Here is a 21346-nt window from a genome sequence, read left to right on the forward strand (position 1 = left end):
GTTTTGACTTTCCAAACGAAAGAAAGTAAAGGAACCAACTAAGGGGATAATCGAGTCCTTTCCCAACTTGAATGTTTCCTTTCAAATAAAATCCGATCGTGGAGTCGACCCACTCGGCCTTGCCAGAATTCAATTTTGGTAGGGTAAACTGAATACCCTCCCCAAAACTCAGGCATTGGAATTTCTTTTCCCTCCCATTCTTTGGATAGGGAATGGAATTTGGATTCCAATTCTTCTCTGGAAGATACCACCGAACTTTGATTTGATGTATGAGCTCCAATTTGAGACTCTCTTGGGCGGATTTTGAAGTAGGCTTCTGACTCTTCTTTTGAAATTTTGGAAACAGTCCCTTCGATACGGATTTGGCGTTCTAGTTTTGGCCAAAAGAAAGTAAGGGCCACCTTGGGGTTGTCCAAAATATCCTTTCCTTTGTGAGAATTGTAATTTGTGAAAAATTGGAACTCATTTCGGATAAGGCCTTTTAAAAGTACAATTCGTACGCTTGGTTGTCCTTCTTTGTTAACGGTCGCAAGGCTCATGGCATTCGGTTCCAGTTCTTTTTCTTCTTTGGCTTCGGTAAACCATTTGGAAAAAAGTGCCAAGGGGTCTCTACCTGCAGTTTGTTCTGAAAGTACAGAACGTTCGTAACTGTTTCGCATATTGGCTAAATCATTCAATGTTTCCATAAGGTAAAAACCCCTCCCATTCATAATAATGGACGATCAGTTTTAAAATAAAGGTCAAAATCATCGCAATGGAGAAATACAATCCCATTGGTATTTTTTTCCCTTTTAACGATTCTCCTTTTTTGCGAAGGAAAAAACTAAAACCTAAAGCAAGTAAGTAAGAGTAATTTAGGTAAACAATCCAAAATGGATTACCCGCAATACTCGCAAAAAATGGAGAAAAAATTACATCACCTAATCCTGTCCCACCACGATAGAGTAAATAAATCAAAAGATAAAAAAGAAAAAATCCTACATAAATGTAGAGATGAGCAAAACCAATGGTTTCTTCAAACAAAACAAAATTGGAAGCAAATCCAAATACCAAGAGAAAGGGTAAATTTTCGTAATCAAGGGATAACTTCTTTGTGTCAGTGATCATGGCAATGAGTAAGTGACCAAAAAAGAATAGTAGTAAAATGGTTCCGAGTACTGACTCAGAGATAAAAAAAACAAGGATGGCGATAAGACCAAACAATAACTCGGAAAGTGGGTATAGTTTTGACACAGGGATTTGGCATTGCTGGCATTTTCCTTTTGTGAAAATCCATCCTAAAATGGGAAGTAAATAGAGTTTTGGAATTTTGGATTCGCAACTTGGGCAGTGGCTTGGTTTGCGAAACATAATTTCCCATCGCTTCCAACCCGAATTTTTTTTTCGTCCCTTTTCATAAAAATAAAATAAAATCCGGTCAGCAAGGGTCGTATAAAAACTAGCAAGGCTTGCCCCTAAAAAAAAGAGCAAAACATAATGGAACAAATTCCAAAGATTAAACCAAATTGTTTCTTCCATAATCGTTTATGATACCAGGATGTTTTGCACAAATTCCAATTTTAATTTTCCTTTGAAAGTTCCTGTAAAGCCTTCATCCCACGTTTCAGAGTTTCCCATTCGGTAGCAAACGAAAGTCTTACATAATTTTTTGCATCACAGAAGATAAACCCAGGAACAAGGATAAGGTCTTTTTTCACAGCACGTTTGATGAATTCTTCATCTTCACAAGGAACTTGGAAAAACGCATAAAAGGCACCACCTGATTTTTGGATGGGGTAGAAATCTTTTAAGGATTCATAAACAAAATCTCTTTTTTCTTTATAGTCTTGGATGTAAGCCGACATATCCGTTTTGAGAGCTTCGATCCCTGCCCACTGTGTGATGGAAGGTGCACAAACGACAGTATACTGTTGTAAGGTGGTGAGAGCCTTAATCACTTTGTCTTCGGCAAGGATTGTGGCAAGCCTAAGGCCTGTCATATTATAAGTTTTCGAGAAACCAGTGAGGGTGATCGTTTTCTCATATTCACTCCCAATGGAAAAAAACTTTCCATCATAATCAAAGAGTTCATAAATTTCATCACTGATGAGGTAGGCTCCTGTGTTTTCTGCTAAATTCGCAAGGGCACGGAGTTGTTCTTTTGACAATACCTTTCCTGTGGGATTCGATGGATTGGAAAAAATAATGAGTTTGAATTTTCTGTTTTTCAGTGCTTCCAAATCTTTGGCTTCAAAGTTTTCGGAAAGGGGAACCACTTTTCCTCCATAAAACTTTAACATGGCAGGATACATGAGAAAATAAGGAGAAATAACGAGGCATTCATCACCTTCATTGACGAGAGCATTAAAAAGTAAAAAGAGTGCCGAAGAAATTCCCGAAGTCACAAGGATTCTATCTTCATGGGCATACTTCATATGGTTTTGGGTTCTGTACTTTTCTGCCATAACCGATTTTAATTCAGGAATCCCTGCTGTGAGTGTATAAGACGTTTTCCCTTCGATGGCTGCCCGGTTCATCGCTTCAATGATGTTAGGTGGACAAGGGAAGTGGGGTTGGCCGATACTCAAATTGATAGGGTTTTGGATGCTACGTGCAAGTTCGAAGGCTTTTCGGATGGGAGAGGAGTCGATCCCATTCATTCTATTGGCAAATTCCATGGAATCATCATGGTTTTTTAGTTAGGTACGGGTCAATAGAATTTGGTTTACAACCTACAAATGAGTAGAAATCTGAAGGATATGGAATTTGTAACCATCGCCGGCGTAAAAGTGCCAGTCCTTCCGCACTCAGAAAAATTTCCCGTTTTCCCTTCAAGCCTAGTTGAGACTGATTCGGTGAAACAAACCTTACAAAAAATCCTCTACCCGATGCTCGAAGGGATGCCAGTCCTTCTCGTTGGTGATGCGGGTGTCGGAAAAAACGCTCTGATTTATTATATCAATTCACTTAGAAAACAACCCACACTTCGATTCAGTTTTAATGAGGACACTCTCCCAGAAGATTTAATTGGATCGTATCGCATCTTACTCGATGGGAAAGGATTCACATGGTCCAATGGTCCACTTACAAATGCCTTGTCTGAGGGACTCAGTTTTGTGGCCGATGAGATGAACCTTTGTGCACCAAACATCATCAAACGATTTTCTTCAGTCTACGAATCCAATTATCTCGACCTTCTCGAAGGCAGTGGGGAGCGAGTGAAAGGGAAAACAGGATTTTGGTTCATTGGAACCCAAAACCCGAGTGAAGGGTTTGAAGGTCGTAAACCTTTGCCTTTTGACATCACAAAACATTTTGCTGTTGTTTATGTGGATCCATATTCTCCCGATGAGATGTTTTTTATCCTAAAAAAACTATATCCCATGCTTTCGGAAGAAGTCTTACAACAAATCATCCGCATCAGTTTAGAATCAGAAAAAAGAATAAAGTCGGGTGAGATTGGAAAAGGGGATTTAGAAAAATACCATTTTAATTTGCGAACCCTGCAAAAGTATTGTAACCGTTTGGTATTGTTTGGTGCAAAAGACAAAACCGTTTCGGTCAGAGAAGCCTTGTATTTGTTTGAGGAACCATTCCGCAAAAAAGAGGACAAAGAAAAACAACGAGAGCTCATTGAATCAGAGTTTGGTGGGGCTGTCAAACTGGTTCCTACCAAAGGGTACGTGCAAAATTCTACCATTTTTTGGAATGATAAAGAAATCAAAACTTGGGACGAAAAAAAAACAATTTCTCTACTTTCCAAATACCCAACCCCAGAACCCATCTTACATTTTCTCGACCAGGTCTTTACCGCCATCCAATCCAAAGAAAACATCCTCATTGAATACAGAGAAGACCAAGACCCTCAAGAATTTTTACCACTCTTCACGGAACTCACAGGGATTGAAATTGAATCAGTCATGTTATCCAAAGGGATGCACACTTCCGATGTGGTCGGTGCCTTAAAACCAACCGAGGAAGGGAATATTGAAAGTGTGACTTGGGTTGACGGCCCACTCACACGTGCCATCCGAAAAGGGAATATCATCCTGATCTCTGGGCTTGAATCTGCGGGTGCCGAACTCGTTGAAAAAATGAATATGTTAACAGATGATGCCAGATCCCTCACTCTTCCACCAGAGTCAGGGGAATACCTTCCAATCAAACTCACAGATACCTCTGTTGTGTTTGGGATGAAGTCATTCCGAGCTTCCAAGTCTGTGACAACCATCTCGCGTGCCTTCCGGAACCGATTCACTCCGATCCTCTTTCCAGAACTCGAAGATGTAAACGTGTTACAAGAGATTTTAGAATTCTTTTTACCAGAAGGGGTGTTGCCAAGATCCCTCACTCGTTTCCATTTAAAGGCAAAAGAACTTTCAGAAAAACGTACGATTGGTTCGGCAAATCTTATGCCATACCGTTTTGGAATCGCAAACCTTCTCAAATGGAAAAACCATATCTACCGTTACAACCAAACAGACGTAAAAGACATTGCGATCCGTGGGGGAAAGATTTATTATACCAACCAAATTGCTGATCCTAAGGAACGAAAAGAATTGGAACGTCTGTTAGAAGGTTTTCTTTCAGGTGTAGAAGTGGTCTCAACACTCTTCGAGGAAATCGAAGAGAAAAAAAAAACATTTACCACTGAGTCTGGACTAAATCGTAAAAATTGGTGGGACCCGGAACTCCACAAGCGGGACCCGCTCACAGGAGTTGCGAAAAAACTCAATTCCGGTGAGGAAACAAAACGGGGGATTGAGATCAATACACCGGAAACCGGTGGGGGAACCAAAGAAGGACCTGATGCTTGGTATGGGCAAGACACACAAGGGAACCAAGGCCAAGGGGAACCGCAGGGTGGTGGTGGTGCTTGGGGCTACAGAACAGAAGAACTCTACAAACAATTTTTGAAAAAACGCCGCTTGCTTTGGGATTATTCCATCATGGTGGGGCTCACTGAGTTTAAATCCGTGTTTGGGAAAGAACTGGAAGAAGTGGAGTTAAACCTCGAACAACTCTTTGATCCTGAAATTGACATCCACCGGATGTACAAAAACGAAGGTTCACGGGTGGATGCACGCAAATACATCTCGTACAAAAGTGGAAGGGGTGATACCAAAATTTTTGATAAAACCACCATCGAAAAAAATGATGAAAAGCTAAAAGGGGTTGAAGTTACGTTTCTTGTCTCAAAGTGCAGAAGGATCTTTAACTTTGAATATTCGATTGCGATGTTATCGGCTCTGCTTGTGAGTTTGCACATCTTAAATGAACATGATATCAAAACCAGTGTGCACACCTTTTGTGATATCAAAAATTCAAAAGACACAGTTGATATCTTTCATCTCAAATCTGCCGAAGAAGACTACACTCCGGAGAAAGAAGAAGAAGTGTTTGGTGCACTTTGCAAAAATTGGCATGGAGATAGCATCCCTGAATACCAAGTCCTTTCGAATTGTGAACGTTATTTTTCACCAGATGCCCAAACCAAAATCATCGTCATTCTATCTGACTTCCGAGGGCAACGGGCAAAAACCTATATCGAAGACGAACTTGCATCTTTTGATACGAGAAAGATGAAAGAAGCTGTACTGAAAAACGAAGAGAAAAACTATGTATTTTTAGGGGTGGGACTTGGTTCGCGTTACATTGCCGAACATGTTTTCCACGACTCGCTTCAAATCACGGCCGATAATTTTTATTCAATGCCAAATTTGATTGGGGCAGAAATTGCAAGACTCGTGCAAATCCACCATTCCTTAAGACAGTAACCAGTATGGGCAAAACAAAAAAAGACGATAAACCACGCGGAACCGATCCTTTGATCAATAAAAAGGCAAAGTTCAATTTCGAACTATTAGATTCGTTTGAGGCTGGTGTTGTGCTCACGGGATCGGAAGTGAAATCCCTTCGTGAAAAAAAAGGAAACCTGACCGATTGTTTTGCGAAAGTGAGAAACGGGGAAGTATTTTTAGAAAACTTTCAAATCCCTCCTTATAAAAACGGAGGTTATGCGAACCATCCTGAAATTCGCCCTCGTAAACTCTTACTCAAAGCAAAAGAAATTGAAAAAATTGATCGTTCCATCAAAGAGAAGGGGCTTGTGCTTGTTGCCACTCGTTGTTTCTTTAAGAACAATCGTTTGGTGAAGATAGATGTCGCTTTAGCCAAACCTAAGAAATTGTACGACAAACGAGATGATATCCAAAAGAAGGAAGCCAAAATCGATATGGAAAGAGCCATGAAGGAACACTTACGCAAATGAAGGGACTTCCAGTGGTCACCATTGTTGGTAGACAAAATGTGGGGAAATCTACATTATTTAATGCCATTCTCCGGGCACAAAGTGCCATCACAGAAAACACAGCGGGTGTCACCCGAGATGTGTTACAAAAAATAGTAGAACGAGCCGAATTCAAAATTCCGTTCACTTTGTCCGACACGCCAGGCCTTGATATTGAGAACATCGACGAAATTTCAAAGGAAATCATTGAGATTGCTTTTGAACACCTTCGCCATTCAGACCTCATCTTACATGTGATTGATCATAAGGACTTACGAAAGTATGATCACAAACTCATCGATCTTTTCAAAAAAGATGAAATCTTAAAAGAAAAAAATGTCCTCACTCTCATCAACAAAGTGGATACAGAACAAGATGAGTATGATTTAGAGCCTTTTTACAAACTAGGGTTAAACGAACTCCTACCCATCTCGGCTCTTGGCCGTCGGAACTTTGACCTCCTCTACCAAAAGATTAATTTTTTCCTTCCAGATAAAATCAAAACCCAAGAGGATCCGTATTGCAAAATAGCAATTATCGGAAAACCTAACTCTGGTAAGTCGTCACTTCTCAATACCTTTCTTGGCTACAAACGAGCGGTAGTGAGTGATGTTCCCGGAACCACTAGAGATTCCGTATCAGATCAGTTTTACTTCCAAAACCATAAATTGGAAATCATTGATACTGCGGGGATCCGAAGGAAATCCAAAACAGGAGAAAGTTTAGAATTTTATTCTTACAAACGAACCCTCCATAGTTTGGGTGAAGCCGATGTCGTGGTCCTCCTTGTGGACGCCATGAAAGGGTTGGGTGAATTTGATAAAAAGATCTTTGGTGAAATCCAGGAACTCGGAAAACCCATGATCGTTGCCGTGAACAAATGGGACCTTGTCCCCGAAAAAGAATCCAATTCTTGGAAAGATTACAAAGACCGCATGGAAGCAAAACTCTCCATCCTAAAAGAGCGACCTCTCCTTTCGCTTTCGGCAAAAGAGAAACTCCGCACCCATAAACTCTTGGAATCTGTGGTTTCCCTCTTTGAAAAGTCCCAAAAAAAGCTAACGACACGCCAATTAAATGACTGGTTAAGCAAGTGGGGGGGAAAAAATAAGGTACAGAAGGCATCGAACCGACCTCCGAAGGTGTATTACGCCACCCAGGTCTCGCAGATCCCTTTTAAAATATTGTTCTTCGTGAACGACACAAAACTCTTTCCCTCAAATATTTTGAGTTTCTACCGAAAGAGTATTGTAAAGGAATTCGGACTGGACGGACTCTCCGTTGAGATCGAACTCCGGAACCGAAACGAAGGAAAGGAGGGCAGGGAATGATTCTTGCCGCAATCCTATTCAGCTACCTTTTTGGTGGCATTCCGGTGGGGTACATCCTTGCCAAACAAGTGCGCGGGATTGATATCCGCGAATACGGTAGCCGTAATATTGGTGCCACAAACGTGGGTCGGGTGATTGGTTGGAAATATGGATTTTTAGCCCTTCTCCTTGATGCAATGAAAGGTGCTATTCCTGTGATCTCTGCCTCTTACATTGATTCTCCTTATACCCTTACCACAACAGAAATTTTGCTTGGTTCGGTTGCCATCCTTGGGCATACCTTTACTCCTTTCCTCCATTTCAAAGGGGGGAAGGGTGTAGCGACGGCTCTTGGGGTATACATGACCCTTGTGCCAGTTGTCACGGTTTGTGCGATTCTGATCTTTTTTATTGTCTATAAAATTTCTGGATTTGTTTCCCTTGGGTCCATCCTTGCCACTCTCTCTATGCCATTATGGTACTTTGGATCTTCAAAAGTTTTACCGAGTGCTGAATACCAACCCATCATATTTTTTGTGTTAGTTGCAACTTTTTTTCTCATTACCTATTCGCATAGAGAGAACATCAAACGTCTCGTTTCCGGAAAAGAACTGAGAGCTTCTGAAAATGCAAAATGAAAGGGAATCCACTCTTACACAGAAAGAAAAACTCTTTCTCATCACCAAGTTTGTAGAGGACCATCCCGAAGCCGAAATCCAAGATTTTTATAAATGGTTGTACTATGGTGAGTTTGGAATGGAAGAATCCACTCTCATCATGACAGGGAAACTATCGATCCCCGAACTCCATTTAGTTCTTGGAGAAATCAAAAAAGAAGAAGAACAAAATATCGAATCCGAATTTGTTTGGGAACCAGTGGGACTTGCTGCGAGGTATGTCAAAGTGTATCTCACGAAATACTTCCACATGGATTGCCCCGTGAAACGGATTGTGAATTTACTAGAACGTTCTCCAGCGTTTCGCGGAGCAAGGATGAGTTTCAAACTGGATTGGAATTTATTAAAAGAAACAGTTTTGGAACTGAGACCAGAACTTACACGTCGCGATTTTATCAACTTTGAAGAAAGGATCAATTTCCACCAATTGCCTGCACTACCACATACGGAAAGTTATGTGGAAAAAAATCCCTTTGCCTACCGAGTGGTTTCCCAAAAATTATTTTTTGATTATTTTCCTGAATTTGAAGACAATTCTGTTTTTCACCCTTTTTCAGGGAATGAATCCATCATCGGATAAAGGCTACGTTTTAAATAACGGATTTCCTTTCGGATGGATTGTAACATGATTTGGTTTTTTCGTTTTATGTCTAAATCCTTATGGCGTAATAAATAAATTTCAGTTTTTCTGATAAGCCTTCGTAAATACGATTCACTTTGCATCCAAAGCCAAATCTCTGAATCTTGGAAAGACGGAGAATTTGATTCCGAGGCGTTGGATCCCTCTAAATTCCCTTCAAATTCATTCAATTTTGAATCGATAAAACCCAAATCTGTTTTGATTTTTTGGAACAATCGTTCGCTCCCGTTTCGGATGAGAAAACCCAACTCTTCCCCTTTCCCAATTTCTATATTTCCCTTTTGTTTCGTTCCTTTGATTTGATTTTTGTGTTTCGTTGACCAAATGGATAACTCTCGCCAAGGATAGTTGTGGTTGGGAACCGAGTTTAACTTCTCTTTGGCGGCAGTTGGTGATAGGGAAGGGATGCCATTGATTTCGGCCCCATCTTCGTTCACATTCCAAAGAGACATTTCTTTCACACTCGTCGCTGACTCTTCAAACCAGTGCCTATACAAATCGAGTACATAGTCGGTTAATACTGTTTTGCCATTTGCAGATGGAACAAACCGAGTTTCCCGTTTGCGAATGATCACTTCATTTGTGCGTTCCAGGCTATTCTTTCGGTTCACTTGGGTTAACCATTTTTCATTGTGATGGGTCCCTGTGGAATGGATTTCCCTCCCAGAATAGGCTAAGTCTTGGCCTAGGAAATAAACCGTTCCAAAACCCATAAACCGTAACATATCAAAAGCGGTGGTTGCAACAGACCCACCAGATTGGATGTCACCGACTTCCGTAAATACTGGTTCGGCGAGTTCTCCTCCAGCGGTCACTTCCCGAACGAGTGAGCCTTCCGCATCCACTTGGTATTTGGCTGTGACGGAATGCACAACAGTTTGGAACATGGGTTCACGAAGAAGTGTAGGGGAGCTAACAAGGTCTGCAAAGAGTGGGATTTCTTCTAAGGACTCACCCATAAAATGAAAAAAGGAATTGGTTTGGGCATCCAGAGTCACCACACCATCCGCTCTGATCCCTGCTTTGATGAGAACCTTTAAAGAAGTATCACAAGAAAAAACAAAAACCTTATCGCGAACCTCCTGTAACCAAGGAAGGTTTTTTCGTAAACTTGGACCAGCTGACACCAGTACGGCGGTAAGTCCTTGGAATTTGTCCCGTAACAAAGAAATGGGGATCTTTTCGGGTGGTTTTTTTTCCGCATGGACTAAGTTATAAATACTATTTTTAATCCATAACCTTTCAAATTCAAATTTGGTGAGTAAGTCACTCATTTTAGCTGAAAATACGTTTTGTGTTTTTTCTTCTAATTCTTTGTAGATCGGGTTTCTATTTGTATCTGTTGGATTCCGTATGACCTTTAGGCCACTCACCCGTTCGATGGGAAGTGATTCGAGGTAGTTAAAAAATAAAGGATAAAACATTTCACCGCTAAAGAGATGGCGGCCTGGAACTTTTAAAATGGGTTTTAAAAACTGATCCCACATAACAGGAATTAGTGTTTCGTCTTCTCCGATAAGGATAAGGATTTGTCCAGGAGCCAATGCCTCACTCACAAGTGAAATCAAATGAGGATTCCCAAGTCCGAGTAGGATCACAACATCAGTAGGCTTCAAAGAATAGGAATCGACAAGTCGTGTCGCTTGTGTTAGGGGAGAGAAGGAAGAAGAGAGAGGGTTCCCATCTAATGAGACATAATACTCCCCGGTTTTCTTTGCCGGTAGCAGCTCCCAATGATTTTCAGAAGAGAAGTTTTTGAAATAATTTTGTAAGTAGGGCTTCCGTTCAAAAATTTCACTGGAAATCGGATCGATCATTTGGGACATAATACTATCTAAGGTTTTTTCTTATGTCTCTCAAGGACTGTCAACTGGGAAACAGGGAAATCAAACGGCAAAACAGATATGCATTTAAAAAGCCTAAACATTGTTGGATTCAAAACATTTGCAGATGAGACTGAGATCAATTTTGATCCAGGATTTACTGCAGTCGTAGGACCTAATGGTTCCGGAAAATCAAATATTGTCGATTCCGTAAAATGGGTTTTTGGTGAAAAAAGTGCCAAGGGACTCCGTGGGGAAAAGATGGACGATGTCATTTTCCATGGAACAGAGAGTAGGCGAGCCGCTGGATTTTCGGAAGTATCCATTTTATTTGATAATGATGACCGTTTTTTTAATATTGATTACCCTTCTGTTAAAATCACTCGTAGACTTTACCCTGATGGCGAAAATGAATACTATTTAAATGACATCCGTACCACAAGAAAGGACATCGAAAAAACCTTACTCGATACAGGGATTGGTAAATCCAGTTATAGCATTTTGGAACAAGGACGAGTGGACCAAATTCTCAATTCCAAACCAGAAGAAAGAAGGGCCATCTTTGAAGAAGCAGCCGGAGTCAGTCGCTTCAAACTCGACCGCAAAGAAGCCACCAAAAAACTAGAAGACACAAACCAAAACCTACTGCGTATCCATGACATCATGAGTTCCATGCAAAAGGATTTGGAAGTCAAAGAAAAACAATCCGAAAAAGCAGAACAATACTTCAAGCTCAAATCAGACTTAGATGAATCGGATAAAAACTTACGTTACCTTAAGTTAAGAGACTTTAAACGTAGGATGAAAAAATCGGATGAAGAACTACTCGAGATCCGGGAAAAAAACAAATCCATTTTATCTCTCATCCAAAACGAAACCAATTTGATTTCGGAAAAAGAAACCACAAAGGAAGCAAAAGAAAGAGAGATTGCAGAGATTGATAAAAAACTATTTGATCATCTTTCCAAAAGCCAAATCCAAAAAGAAAAAATCGCAAAAAACAAAACCTTTATCCAAGAATATGAGTTACGCATAGGAGAAATCCTTTCTTCCTTAGAATTGGAAAACCAAGCCACAATCAAACTCGAAGTGGAAAAAAAAGCAATCGAACTTGAAAACGAACGCCAAAGGGAAATCCAAACCACCCTCCAAGACGAAATCACAGAATTAGAATCCAAACGTGTTTCCTTGGAACTATCCATCAAAGAAGAAGAGAAATCCATTGAGGAAAAAGAAGTTCGCATCGGGGAAAATGAAAAACGCCATATCACCCTTCGTGAAAAACAAAAAACAGTCATCCTAGAACTCATCCAAGAGTTGGAGAATAAAAAAAGAGAATCCAAAGAAGGAGAAGAACTCCGAAACCAAAATAAAAATGAACTCGTTTCCCTGGCAGAAGGGTTTCAAATCAAGTTACAATCTGCACTTTCTTCATTAGAAAATTCCAAACTGATGGAAACAAAAGAGTCATTGAAAGAAATCCGAATGGATTTGTATTCAGAAAAACTCATCGCGTTTTTGAAAAAGGAAGATGACTTTCGCAACTTACTCTTTGATAAAGATGGAATTTTATCTAAAAAGGAATCCATCGACCAAGAAATTGAGGACATCATCCTAGAAAACGAAAACCTAACTCGTGGGATTCGGGACAACCAAAGTAATATCATCCTCCACAGAAACCACTGGGAAGAAACTCGAACGCATATCGTTGAATTAGAGAAAAAACTCCTCGAATCCAATTCTCGATTGGAAAACCAACAAAAAGAAATTGGAGTATTAGAAGAACGAATTGGTGAGATCCAATTGCGTATCAATGGTGCCAAAGAACAAGAAGCAGTCATTCGTGAGAAAAAAGAAACTTTGGAAAAAGAAGTAGAGGTTCTTGAAAAGGAAATTGAAGAAGCCTACCAAGAGTTCCTTTCCATGAGTCGCATTTTGGAATCAGAAAAAGAAACCTTACAAACTTTGGTGGAGGAAATTTCGGGAATCAAATCGAATATTTCTAAAAACCAAGAAGTGTTCCAAAACCTTTTGCCTTTACTTTCTGAAAAAGAAAGAACCAGTTCCGCTCTGAAAGTACAAATCGATTCCCTTGTGGAGGAGTTGTACAATGATTATTCCTTAACCGATTCAGAACTCGAAACAGAACGTGGGGGACTAGAACTCGACCAAAAGGCGGAAGAAAGACGATTACGTTCTGCAAAGTCGGAAATCCAACTCCTTGGGTCCATCAATCCGCTTGCGATTGAAGAGTATCGCAATATCAAAGAAATTTACGAACACAACCAAAAACAAAAACAAGACATCGAAAGTTCTAAAAAGGATATCGAAGAAGTTTTAAAACGAATCAATGAAGAGTCAGAAAAACTTTTTCAAATGACCTTTGAAAAAATCAAAGAAAACTTCCAGGAAACCTTTTCTACCTTATTCAATGGAGGGCGAGCCACCCTGGAATTGACTGAAAAAGAGGACTCATTGAACTCGGGTGTGGAAATTATGGCGGAACCTCCCGGCAAACATGTTCAAAACTTACGTTTGTTATCTGGTGGGGAGAAGTCACTCACGGCGATCGCACTTCTCTTTGCAATTTACATGGTGAAACCAAGTCCATTTTGTTTCTTGGATGAGATTGATGCGGCCCTCGATGAGGCAAACAAACTCCGTTTTTGCCAAATCCTTGACAGGTTCAAAGACAAAACTCAGTTCATTGTTGTCTCACATGCACAGTCAACCATTTCAAGAGCAAACGCGATCTTTGGGGTTACGAATGAGGAACCAGGGATATCGAAAATCCTTTCTTTACGACTGGATGAAGCCAAGTCTTTCTCCAAACAAATCTCTCAGAAAACAGGAACGGAAAATTAAGTCCATCGATTCCTAAAAAACGGAAACAAGGGAAAGGGAATTCCTTTCCCTAAATCCCAAAGGCATAAAAAAACCTAAGACGTTTGTCTTAGGTTTTTCATTTTGAATCTGTTGATCAGAACTTGGATCGGATGTCTTATTTGTTAGCTTGCATTTCTCGAACAATGCAAGTGGAGAATGCCTTACAAGAATCGCCGCTTGTCAAACAACCAGAGATTTTATTGTAATACTTTGGACGGTTGCAATTGAACTCACATCCCTTGCGGAGTGTGTTCTTTTGTTCTTCCGATGCATTTGGATTCACTTGAACCGTGCAATTGTAAAACTTATCGCAAGCTTCTTTACACTTAGGAAAATCTGCTGCTTGGATGGATCCAGTGAATAACACTAGAACCAGGATGGAAAACAATCGGTTTGTATGTTTCATACCTTGTCCTCTCGATCTTTGGTAGCGAAGACGGGAGTCGAACCCGTGACCTCAGGGTTATGAATCCTGTGCTCTAACCATCTGAGCTACCTCGCCCTATAACCTTAGATCGTTTGGTAGAACTAAAACTTTAGTTCTTTCTGTCATTTTTTGAATGGTTGGGGAATGGTAAACAAAAAAAAGCCCCGACGGTTGCCGGGGCTTCTTCTCTTAGCAAGAGTAAGTAGTGAGGAATTCGTATGGGTGAGGGCGACCTTCCCATGGCCAAATTTCTGTTTCAAACTTATAGTGTTGGTAAGTTTGTAGGAAGTTTTCTGTAAACACATCTCCTTGTTTGAAGATTTCTCTTTGAGCAAGCATCTCTTCCATTGCTTCACGGAGTGTGTGAGGCATTTGGCGGATTCCTTTTTCACGGATTTCATCCAATGAAAGTTCAAATAAATCTTCTTCACGTGCAGGACCTGGATCAATTTTCTCAGAAACTCCAGCCAAACCAGCCATAAGAAGGGAAGCGAAAGCCAAATATGGGTTAGCTGTCGAATCTGGGAATCGGAATTCCACACGTTTTGCTTTTTCACCGTTAACAAAAGGAATACGGCAAGAAGCAGAACGGTTTTGTGCAGAGTATGCTAAAATGGAAGGTGCTTCAAATCCAGGAATGAGTCGTTTGTAAGAGTTAGTGGATGCATTTGTAAACGCAGCACAAGCTCTTGCATATTTTAATACTCCACCAACATAATTGAATGCGAAGTCAGACAGTCCTTGGTATTTGTCTCCAGCAAAAAGGTTTTTTCCACCTTTCCAAAGAGAGATATGAACGTGCATACCGTTACCATTATCACCAAAAAGTGGTTTTGGCATAAAGGTAGCAGTTTTTCCGTGTTTGTGCGCTACCATCTTTACGATGTATTTCAATTTTTGAACGTTATCAGCAGCTTCAATGAGAGTTCCGAATTTGACTCCGATTTCCCCTTGCGCTTGGGCAACTTCGTGGTGGACCACAAATGTTTCCATTCCGATCGCTTCCAAAGTTTTAACAAACTCAGCACGTAAGTCAACTTGTGAATCAATCGGTGCTACTGGGAAGTAACCACCTTTTGTTCCAGGACGGTGACCAGAGTTGAAGTTGATTTTACCTGTGTTATTGGAACCTGGGATTTCAGAGTGTGTGTTCCAGGTCCCTTCGTTTGAATCCAATTCATAGTATTGGCAGTTGATTTCATCACGAACTTTTAAACTATCAAAAACGAAAAATTCATTTTCTGGACCAAAGTATGCAGTGTCTGCAATCCCTGATTTGTTCATGAATTCTAATGCTTTTTTTGCAATGGATCTAGGGCATTTATCATAGTATTGGTTTTTATAGATGTCCCAAACGTCACAAAACATAACAAGTGTTTTGTCAGCAGTGAACGGATCTAAAAATGCCGTAGAAATTTCTGGATGTAATTGCATATCGGAAGCATTGATTGGCTGCCAACGAGCAATCGAAGATCCATCAAAAGGAATTCCTTTGAATGTATCTTCATTTACGGAATTCACATAATACGATACGTGGTGCCACATTCCTTTGATATCCGTAAATCGGAAGTCGTAGAAAAGGACTCCATTTTTTTTGGCATACTCAACCACTTCCTTTCCGGAAGTAAATTTTGGGGTTGCGAACTGCATTTGATTCTCCTTCGTTCAGAGGTCGGTCTGATTGTTGTAATCTGTTACCATTTTAAATGCAAGATTTATACCAAGGCATTTCGACCGAAATATAAGGGTTTCGTGGAGTTTCTAAGCATATTGTTTTGAAAATAGTGCCTCGAGACCATGCGAAATGCTAACTAAAAAGGATAAATGCTAAAAAATTGGGCAAATAACACTCAATCTAAGCCGCCGTCAATCCCGAGTATTCTAGAAAATCCCTTTGATTCGGTCAATGGAATCCGGATTTTTTTTGAACAAATTTGGGAAAAATCTAAATTCATTGTAATTTATGTTTTTTTTGTGGCAATCATCTTGGTCCCAGAAACTGTAGAAGGAAGATGAGCTCTCGCAAACCAGATTTTGGTCGTTTCCAACACCTAGAGAGTTTCATCCATTTGTCCAAGGATGCCATTTGGTGTTATGAATTGGATGTTCCCATGCCCATCTCCCTTTCCACCGAAGAACAAATGGAATACATTTGGAACCATTCGATTGTGAAAGAATGTAATTTGGCTATGGTGAAGTTGTATGGCTATAGCAAACTGGAAGAGGTCAGTGGAAAGTTTGTAAAAGACATTGTCAGTTTGGAAAGTGTTTACCTCCTTCGCAAGTTTATTGAAAATTCTTATCTCCTCGAAGATTTTGAATACAAACAACATAACTCAATTTTACCAAAAGTGTTCCTACTCAATACCCATGGTCAAGTGGTTGACGGCCACCTCATCCGCATATGGGGACAACAAATTGAAATTTCGAATATCAAAGAGTCGGAGACAAAACTTTCCGGTTTACTTCAGTTTTCCCAAATTGTAACGGAGATCTCCAAGATGTTTGTGCATACGAAAGCTGAATTTGTATCCGATGCCATACAGTTTGCTTTGGAGGAACTAGGAAAGTATGCAAAGGCAGATCGAATATTTGTCGCAGAAATTTCTTCTGATAAACAATTTTTATCAGTGAGCCATGAATCGTTGTCTTTGGGTGTTCCCTCTTTATTTGGAGTGGGGACGAAACTACCCATTGCCAAAATGAATCCTGAACGATTGGGGGTCCTTGCGGGTGATGGTGTGATTTATATCCCTGATACAACTGCATTACACGACGAACCTTGGCACTTACAACTTTTTAAATCGGCCGAAGTTCGATCAATTCTTGTGATTGGATTATGCGATGAAGGGAACCTAATTGGTATCCTTGGTGTGACCACTTACAAAAATTTAGGAAATTGGACTGATGAGACCAAACAAATGTTAGGTCTAATTGCTGGCTTTGTTTCACAAGGTTTGGTTCGAGCAAAAAATGAAATCAAACTCATGAAAAAAGAAAAAATCTTACAAAGGTTTTATTCTGATGTAAAAGAAGACATGGCCCTTGCTAAGATGACCCAAGAAGCTTGGGTTGCAAAGGATTTTGGGGTCATTCCCAATTTAAAAATTGAATCACGATTTTTACCTTATGATGAAATCGGTGGGGATTTGATATTATACGAAAAACCAAAATCCGATTGTATCGATATTTTTTTTGGAGATATCTCAGGTCATGGAATTTCATCAGCCTTGGTTTCAGGCATCGCTGCTGTTTCATTTAAAAAACATTCCTTCCAGGAAGTTTCTCCTGCGGCAATTTTAAATGCCATGCACAAGGAATTAAAAACCATTATCTTCAAACACCACATCTCTGCTTGTGTGTTACGAATATTTCCTTTGGAACGTAGGATAGAATTTAGTTTTGCAGGCCATCCTCCCGTTGTGTTTTGGAATGAAAACAATAGAGTGATGAAATTTGTAAAAGATGAGATGTATCCAATTTTACTCCTCGATGATTGGAATGGAAAAAACATCGAAAGGAAATTTGAACCAGGTGATCGTCTGTTATTATTTTCCGATGGAATTTATGAATTGGAAGAAGAATCGGGTGGATACATTGGTCTCGATGTATTTTTACAAGAGCTTTCTGAAATGATTTCTGTTTCCGATGACACAGATAGTCTCATCAAAAAGATGATCGCCAATTGCCTCGTAGAAAAAGATCGGATCATCCATGATGACATCGCGGTGTTGTTTTTAGAATTTTAATCTGAACATGAATGAAGATCGTAGGACTTTTAGGTGACAACTAAAATGTTAATTTTGACGGTCGATTAAATCAAGGGCTTTGGCATCCGCTTCTGGATACTTTGCCAAATACTCCGAAACAATTTTCTGTTTGCCTTCCAATCGATCCAAATGGGTTTCAATGATATGGCCAAAATCCAATTTCCCTGTTACGATCTCATACCGTTCCGTTTCGATCGTACCGAGGTCCAAATCCACTGGGACTTCATTCGCTTTGTCAGCATATTCTTTTGCTTTTTCCCAATAGGGGATGGCTTCTTTGTAAAAACTTTCTGCAATCCCAAAACTTTCTTTTAATTCATGGGCAAAGTCCAAATTGTAAAAATACACGTGCCGTTTGTCAAATTTGGAGGCTAGCCGCATATACGAGCGCATGATTTGGATATTGATGTGCATAAACATCAGATTTCGATATTTATAATAAGCTTGTTCTGTTTTTGTTTCACATAACGCGTGTTTTGGATGACGGAATCGTTTGTTTAAAGCGATTTTTAACCAATAGATATTTTTACGAAGTTCGTTATCATTGTAATGTTGTTTTAAATTGTACAATTCATAAAAATCTTCTAAGTATTTTGGTTCCCATTTGTGTAATTTATAAGGAACCCAATCCGAAAATTTGGTATAAGGACCATTTTTTTCATATTCATAATTGTAATCGATGTCCGTTTCCCAAGCTCCCAGGGAAAAGGAAAACAAGGTGAGGAATAAGAAAAATAAAATTGGAATCCCTTGTTTCATCCTTCCTAGTATCGGTGGATTTTCCCATTTCCATAAGGAAGATGTGGTTTATTCAAGAGGTTTGAGTGGCCCCATCCATTGGTATCCGACACCCCTTACGTTTCGGATGGAATCTTCCCCGAGGGCGTCCCTTAGGCGGACGATTGCATTGTCTATGGTTCTCTCTGTGGGGAAACTGTCTTCCCCTACAATGTAGTCGAGGATTTCTGAACGACTGAATACTTTTTCGGGATCACTTAGGAGTAAAGCAAGCAGGGAACAATCCCGTTTGGAAAGTAGGGTCACCTGTCCATCTTCGTTTTTGATGAGAAAGGAATCCAAATGGATTTCTTTTGATTCCATTTTCCATTTTTGACCGTAGTGGGGGCGGGTGAGGGATACCACTCGCTCCAAACGGATGAGGAATTCTTTCAAATGGAAGGGTTTGGGAATGAATTCAGCAGCACCTAATTCAAATCCTCGGAGTCTTTCTTGTGCCCCAGCTTGTGCCGTAAGGAATAAAAAGGGAAGGTCTTTTTCTTTCGCAACCATCATTTCGGCAAGTTCAAATCCATTGCCATCTGGCAAACGTAAGTCAAGTACCACCAAATCAAAGAGATTCGGTTTGTATAAGTCTTTTGTTTCCGTAACCGATTTTGCCCACTTCACTCGGTATTTGTCTTGTTCTAGTCGTTCTTTTAACGTTTCGCCAAGACCTTCATCATCTTCTACAAGTAAAATTCTAGGTTTCATGCGACCTCATGCAAACAAAGTTTGACTTGGAATCCTTTTGTCGAACTTGGAAATTCTAATTTCCCTTTCATCTTTTCGATTAATTTTTTTACGATGTAAAGTCCGATCCCACTCCCACTGGTCTTCGAATGGCGTAGGAAAGGAAGTGTTAAGTGTTTTTTATTACCATTAAATCCTGATCCATCGTCTTCGAGTAAAAAACAAATTTGGTTTTTTTCTTGGAAGATGTGCAATTTGATTTGGTTTGCTTTTCCGTGTCGTTTGGCATTATCAGTAAGATTTTTTAACATGGCAAAAAATGCTTTTTTGTCTAAATACACTTTTTTTTGGAGTGGAACCGATACTTCCCATACTAGGTCTGGTTCATGGTGAGAATAAGATTCCTTTAACTCTTGTAAGGTGAATTTTTCCATATACAACACTTCACCTTGCATGAGGCTTGCAAGGTAAAATGCATTACCCATTTGGGATTCAATCCTTTGGTTTTCTTTCCAAAGTTTTTCAAGTTTTCGTTTGAGTTCTGGATTTTTTGTATCTTCTAATAATACTTCGATTTGCAACTGTAAGCTGGCAATCGGTGTTTTCATTTCGTGTGTGACTGTTGAAAAAAAATCGGAGATGAGTTTGGAACGTTTGTGGTCTCTGTAAGAGAGTACAGCCAATGTCACCCCACCTAGTGTTAACATAGAAAGGAAAAATGATCCTTCCAGTTGTAACATCCGGTTCACCCGATTCAGTTCCAATTGCCTTTCTTGGCTAATGGAAATTTCAGAAATGGTTTTGGCTTGGCGAAACCCTAAAATCCACCACCAGACTCCGAGTGAAAGAGTGAGGGAAAGCCATGCCAGCGAAAAAAACATACGAAATTGTGCAGATCCTCTCAATTTTGCCTCTCAAAACAAGATAAGGGTAAGGGGAAGGACGACGAGCAAAAAAAGATGTTGTCACCTTGGGGGAACCCGAGAATTTATTTTTAAGGAGAACAACTTTGAACTTCGACGAAATCTCGAAACATCTTGGAAACGACGCGGAATCCCTCCTTGGATTCAAATCACCTAAAATAGCAAAAGAACTCATTCACGTACCTGGTAGCGACTGGGTAGACAGAATTTTTGCACCCACAGACAGGTCCATCCCTGTTCTCAGAAGCATTCAAACTTTACTTGGCCACGGCCGACTCGGCGGAACTGGGTATGTATCCATTCTTCCAGTAGACCAAGGAATCGAACACTCCGCCGGAGCTTCGTTTGCGAAAAACCCAATTTACTTTGATGGCGAAAACATCATCAAACTTGCAATGGAAGGTGGGTGTAATGGTGTGGCAACCACTCTCGGTGTGCTTGGTTCTGTTGCGCGTAAGTATGCTCACAAAATCCCATTCATTTTAAAGATCAACCACAACGAACTTCTTACATACCCGAACAAAAGTGAACAAATTCTCTTTGCAACAGTGAAACAAGCATATGACCAAGGTTGTGTGGCAATTGGGGCAACGATATACTTTGGTTCTGCAGATGCAGGCCGTGAGATTGTTGAAATTTCAAAAGTGTTCCAAATGGCACATGAACTTGGTATGGCAACCATCCTTTGGTGTTACATCAGAAACAATGCGTTCAAAAAAGACAAAGACTACCATGTTTCTGCTGACTTAACAGGACAAGCAAACCATTTAGGTGTGACCATCCAAGCGGACATCATCAAACAAAAGTTACCTGAAAACAATGGTGGGTACAATGTTTTAAACCAAGAGTCGTCTTATGGAAAAACTGACAAACGTATTTACTCTGATCTAACTTCTGACCACCCAATTGACCTCACTCGTTACCAAGTAGCAAATTGTTATATGGGAAGAGCAGGTCTTATCAATTCTGGTGGAGCTTCTGGTGAAAACGATTTACAAGATGCATTGAAAACAGCTGTGATCAACAAACGAGCTGGTGGAATGGGTCTTATTTCAGGAAGAAAAGCCTTCCAAAAACCAATGAAGGACGGAGTGTCCTTACTCCATGCCATCCAAGACGTATACTTATCAAAAGAAATCACAGTGGCTTAAT

General features: G+C 40.1%; 17 protein-coding genes and 1 tRNA gene. 8 read left to right on the forward strand and 10 right to left on the reverse strand.

The window, feature by feature from the left end; all coding sequences use genetic code 11:
* Positions 1-38: 38 nt before the first annotated feature.
* From pdxH to LEP1GSC202_RS00550, 3 genes are read right to left on the reverse strand one after another with little or no spacing between them, the layout of a single operon-like run.
* Entirely contained in the window at positions 39-677 is a 639-nt protein-coding gene (gene pdxH, locus LEP1GSC202_RS00540; RefSeq protein ID WP_208597377.1) for a pyridoxamine 5'-phosphate oxidase, read from the reverse strand.
* Positions 670-1518, reverse strand: a complete 849-nt coding sequence (locus tag LEP1GSC202_RS00545; RefSeq protein ID WP_015675800.1) for a prepilin peptidase — start codon at positions 1516-1518, stop codon at positions 670-672. Before LEP1GSC202_RS00545 ends, pdxH begins: the two co-directional genes overlap by 8 nt.
* A 41-nt stretch (positions 1519-1559) precedes the next feature.
* A complete protein-coding gene (locus LEP1GSC202_RS00550; RefSeq protein WP_208597374.1) occupies positions 1560-2657 on the reverse strand; it encodes a pyridoxal phosphate-dependent aminotransferase in 1098 nt (365 codons plus the stop codon).
* Positions 2658-2738: 81 nt separating this feature from the next.
* On the opposite strand from LEP1GSC202_RS00550, the gene LEP1GSC202_RS00555 reads away from it, so the two are divergent.
* From LEP1GSC202_RS00555 to LEP1GSC202_RS00575, 5 genes are read left to right on the forward strand one after another with little or no spacing between them, the layout of a single operon-like run.
* On the forward strand, positions 2739-5756 hold the full coding sequence (locus LEP1GSC202_RS00555; protein WP_015675773.1) for an AAA family ATPase: 3018 nt from the start codon (positions 2739-2741) through the stop codon (positions 5754-5756).
* Between the two features lie 5 nt (positions 5757-5761).
* The gene (smpB, locus tag LEP1GSC202_RS00560) at positions 5762-6250 is read left to right on the forward strand and encodes an SsrA-binding protein SmpB (protein WP_002974168.1); all 489 of its coding nucleotides are present in this window, start codon (positions 5762-5764) and stop codon (positions 6248-6250) included.
* Positions 6247-7599 carry a ribosome biogenesis GTPase Der gene (gene der, locus LEP1GSC202_RS00565; protein ID WP_015675812.1) on the forward strand — a complete coding sequence of 451 codons (1353 nt, stop codon included), beginning with the start codon at positions 6247-6249 and terminating at the stop codon, positions 7597-7599. Before smpB ends, der begins: the two co-directional genes overlap by 4 nt.
* Positions 7596-8216: a glycerol-3-phosphate 1-O-acyltransferase PlsY gene (plsY, locus tag LEP1GSC202_RS00570; protein WP_015675734.1), complete on the forward strand. Its 621-nt coding sequence runs from the start codon at positions 7596-7598 to the stop codon at positions 8214-8216. The genes der and plsY overlap by 4 nt, the downstream gene beginning before the upstream one ends.
* On the forward strand, positions 8206-8835 hold the full coding sequence (locus LEP1GSC202_RS00575) for a hypothetical protein (RefSeq protein WP_015676013.1): 630 nt from the start codon (positions 8206-8208) through the stop codon (positions 8833-8835). The genes plsY and LEP1GSC202_RS00575 overlap by 11 nt, the downstream gene beginning before the upstream one ends.
* On the opposite strand, the gene LEP1GSC202_RS00580 is transcribed toward LEP1GSC202_RS00575, so the two are convergent.
* Positions 8799-10721 carry a motility associated factor glycosyltransferase family protein gene (locus LEP1GSC202_RS00580; protein ID WP_015675934.1) on the reverse strand — a complete coding sequence of 641 codons (1923 nt, stop codon included), beginning with the start codon at positions 10719-10721 and terminating at the stop codon, positions 8799-8801. The two genes, LEP1GSC202_RS00575 and LEP1GSC202_RS00580, sit on opposite strands and share 37 nt — an antisense overlap.
* Before the next feature lie 78 nt (positions 10722-10799).
* On the opposite strand from LEP1GSC202_RS00580, the gene LEP1GSC202_RS00585 reads away from it, so the two are divergent.
* Positions 10800-13583, forward strand: coding sequence for a chromosome segregation SMC family protein (locus LEP1GSC202_RS00585; protein WP_015675745.1), 2784 nt, complete (start codon positions 10800-10802; stop codon positions 13581-13583).
* A gap of 136 nt (positions 13584-13719) precedes the next feature.
* Here LEP1GSC202_RS00585 and LEP1GSC202_RS00590 read toward each other — a convergent pair whose 3' ends face one another.
* The 3 genes from LEP1GSC202_RS00590 to glnA form a co-directional block, all read right to left on the reverse strand.
* Positions 13720-14010: a Cys-rich protein gene (locus LEP1GSC202_RS00590; RefSeq protein ID WP_015675766.1), complete on the reverse strand. Its 291-nt coding sequence runs from the start codon at positions 14008-14010 to the stop codon at positions 13720-13722.
* Positions 14011-14029: 19 nt separating this feature from the next.
* A tRNA-Met gene (locus tag LEP1GSC202_RS00595) sits at positions 14030-14106 on the reverse strand.
* Between the two features lie 114 nt (positions 14107-14220).
* Positions 14221-15681, reverse strand: coding sequence for a type I glutamate--ammonia ligase (gene glnA, locus LEP1GSC202_RS00600; protein WP_015676022.1), 1461 nt, complete (start codon positions 15679-15681; stop codon positions 14221-14223).
* Between the two features lie 362 nt (positions 15682-16043).
* Between glnA and LEP1GSC202_RS00610 the strand changes: the two genes are divergently transcribed.
* The gene (locus tag LEP1GSC202_RS00610) at positions 16044-17780 is read left to right on the forward strand and encodes a PP2C family protein-serine/threonine phosphatase (RefSeq protein WP_015675752.1); all 1737 of its coding nucleotides are present in this window, start codon (positions 16044-16046) and stop codon (positions 17778-17780) included.
* Positions 17781-17828: 48 nt separating this feature from the next.
* Here the strand turns inward: LEP1GSC202_RS00610 and LEP1GSC202_RS00615 are convergent, their stop codons facing one another.
* Genes LEP1GSC202_RS00615 through LEP1GSC202_RS00625 form a run of 3 tightly spaced genes read right to left on the reverse strand, consistent with a single transcriptional unit; the run spans position 17829 to position 20152 of the window.
* On the reverse strand, positions 17829-18560 hold the full coding sequence (locus tag LEP1GSC202_RS00615; RefSeq protein WP_015675949.1) for a hypothetical protein: 732 nt from the start codon (positions 18558-18560) through the stop codon (positions 17829-17831).
* Positions 18561-18608: 48 nt separating this feature from the next.
* Positions 18609-19292, reverse strand: coding sequence for a response regulator transcription factor (locus tag LEP1GSC202_RS00620; protein ID WP_015675890.1), 684 nt, complete (start codon positions 19290-19292; stop codon positions 18609-18611).
* The gene (locus LEP1GSC202_RS00625) at positions 19289-20152 is read right to left on the reverse strand and encodes a sensor histidine kinase (RefSeq protein WP_015675984.1); all 864 of its coding nucleotides are present in this window, start codon (positions 20150-20152) and stop codon (positions 19289-19291) included. The genes LEP1GSC202_RS00620 and LEP1GSC202_RS00625 overlap by 4 nt, the downstream gene beginning before the upstream one ends.
* Positions 20153-20280: 128 nt before the next feature.
* On the opposite strand from LEP1GSC202_RS00625, the gene LEP1GSC202_RS00630 reads away from it, so the two are divergent.
* Positions 20281-21345: a class I fructose-bisphosphate aldolase gene (locus tag LEP1GSC202_RS00630; protein WP_015675814.1), complete on the forward strand. Its 1065-nt coding sequence runs from the start codon at positions 20281-20283 to the stop codon at positions 21343-21345.
* Position 21346: the final 1 nt, after the last annotated feature.

It is taken from the genome of Leptospira yanagawae serovar Saopaulo str. Sao Paulo = ATCC 700523 (genome assembly GCF_000332475.2).
GTDB classification, from domain to species: Bacteria; Spirochaetota; Leptospiria; order Leptospirales; family Leptospiraceae; genus Leptospira_A; species Leptospira_A yanagawae.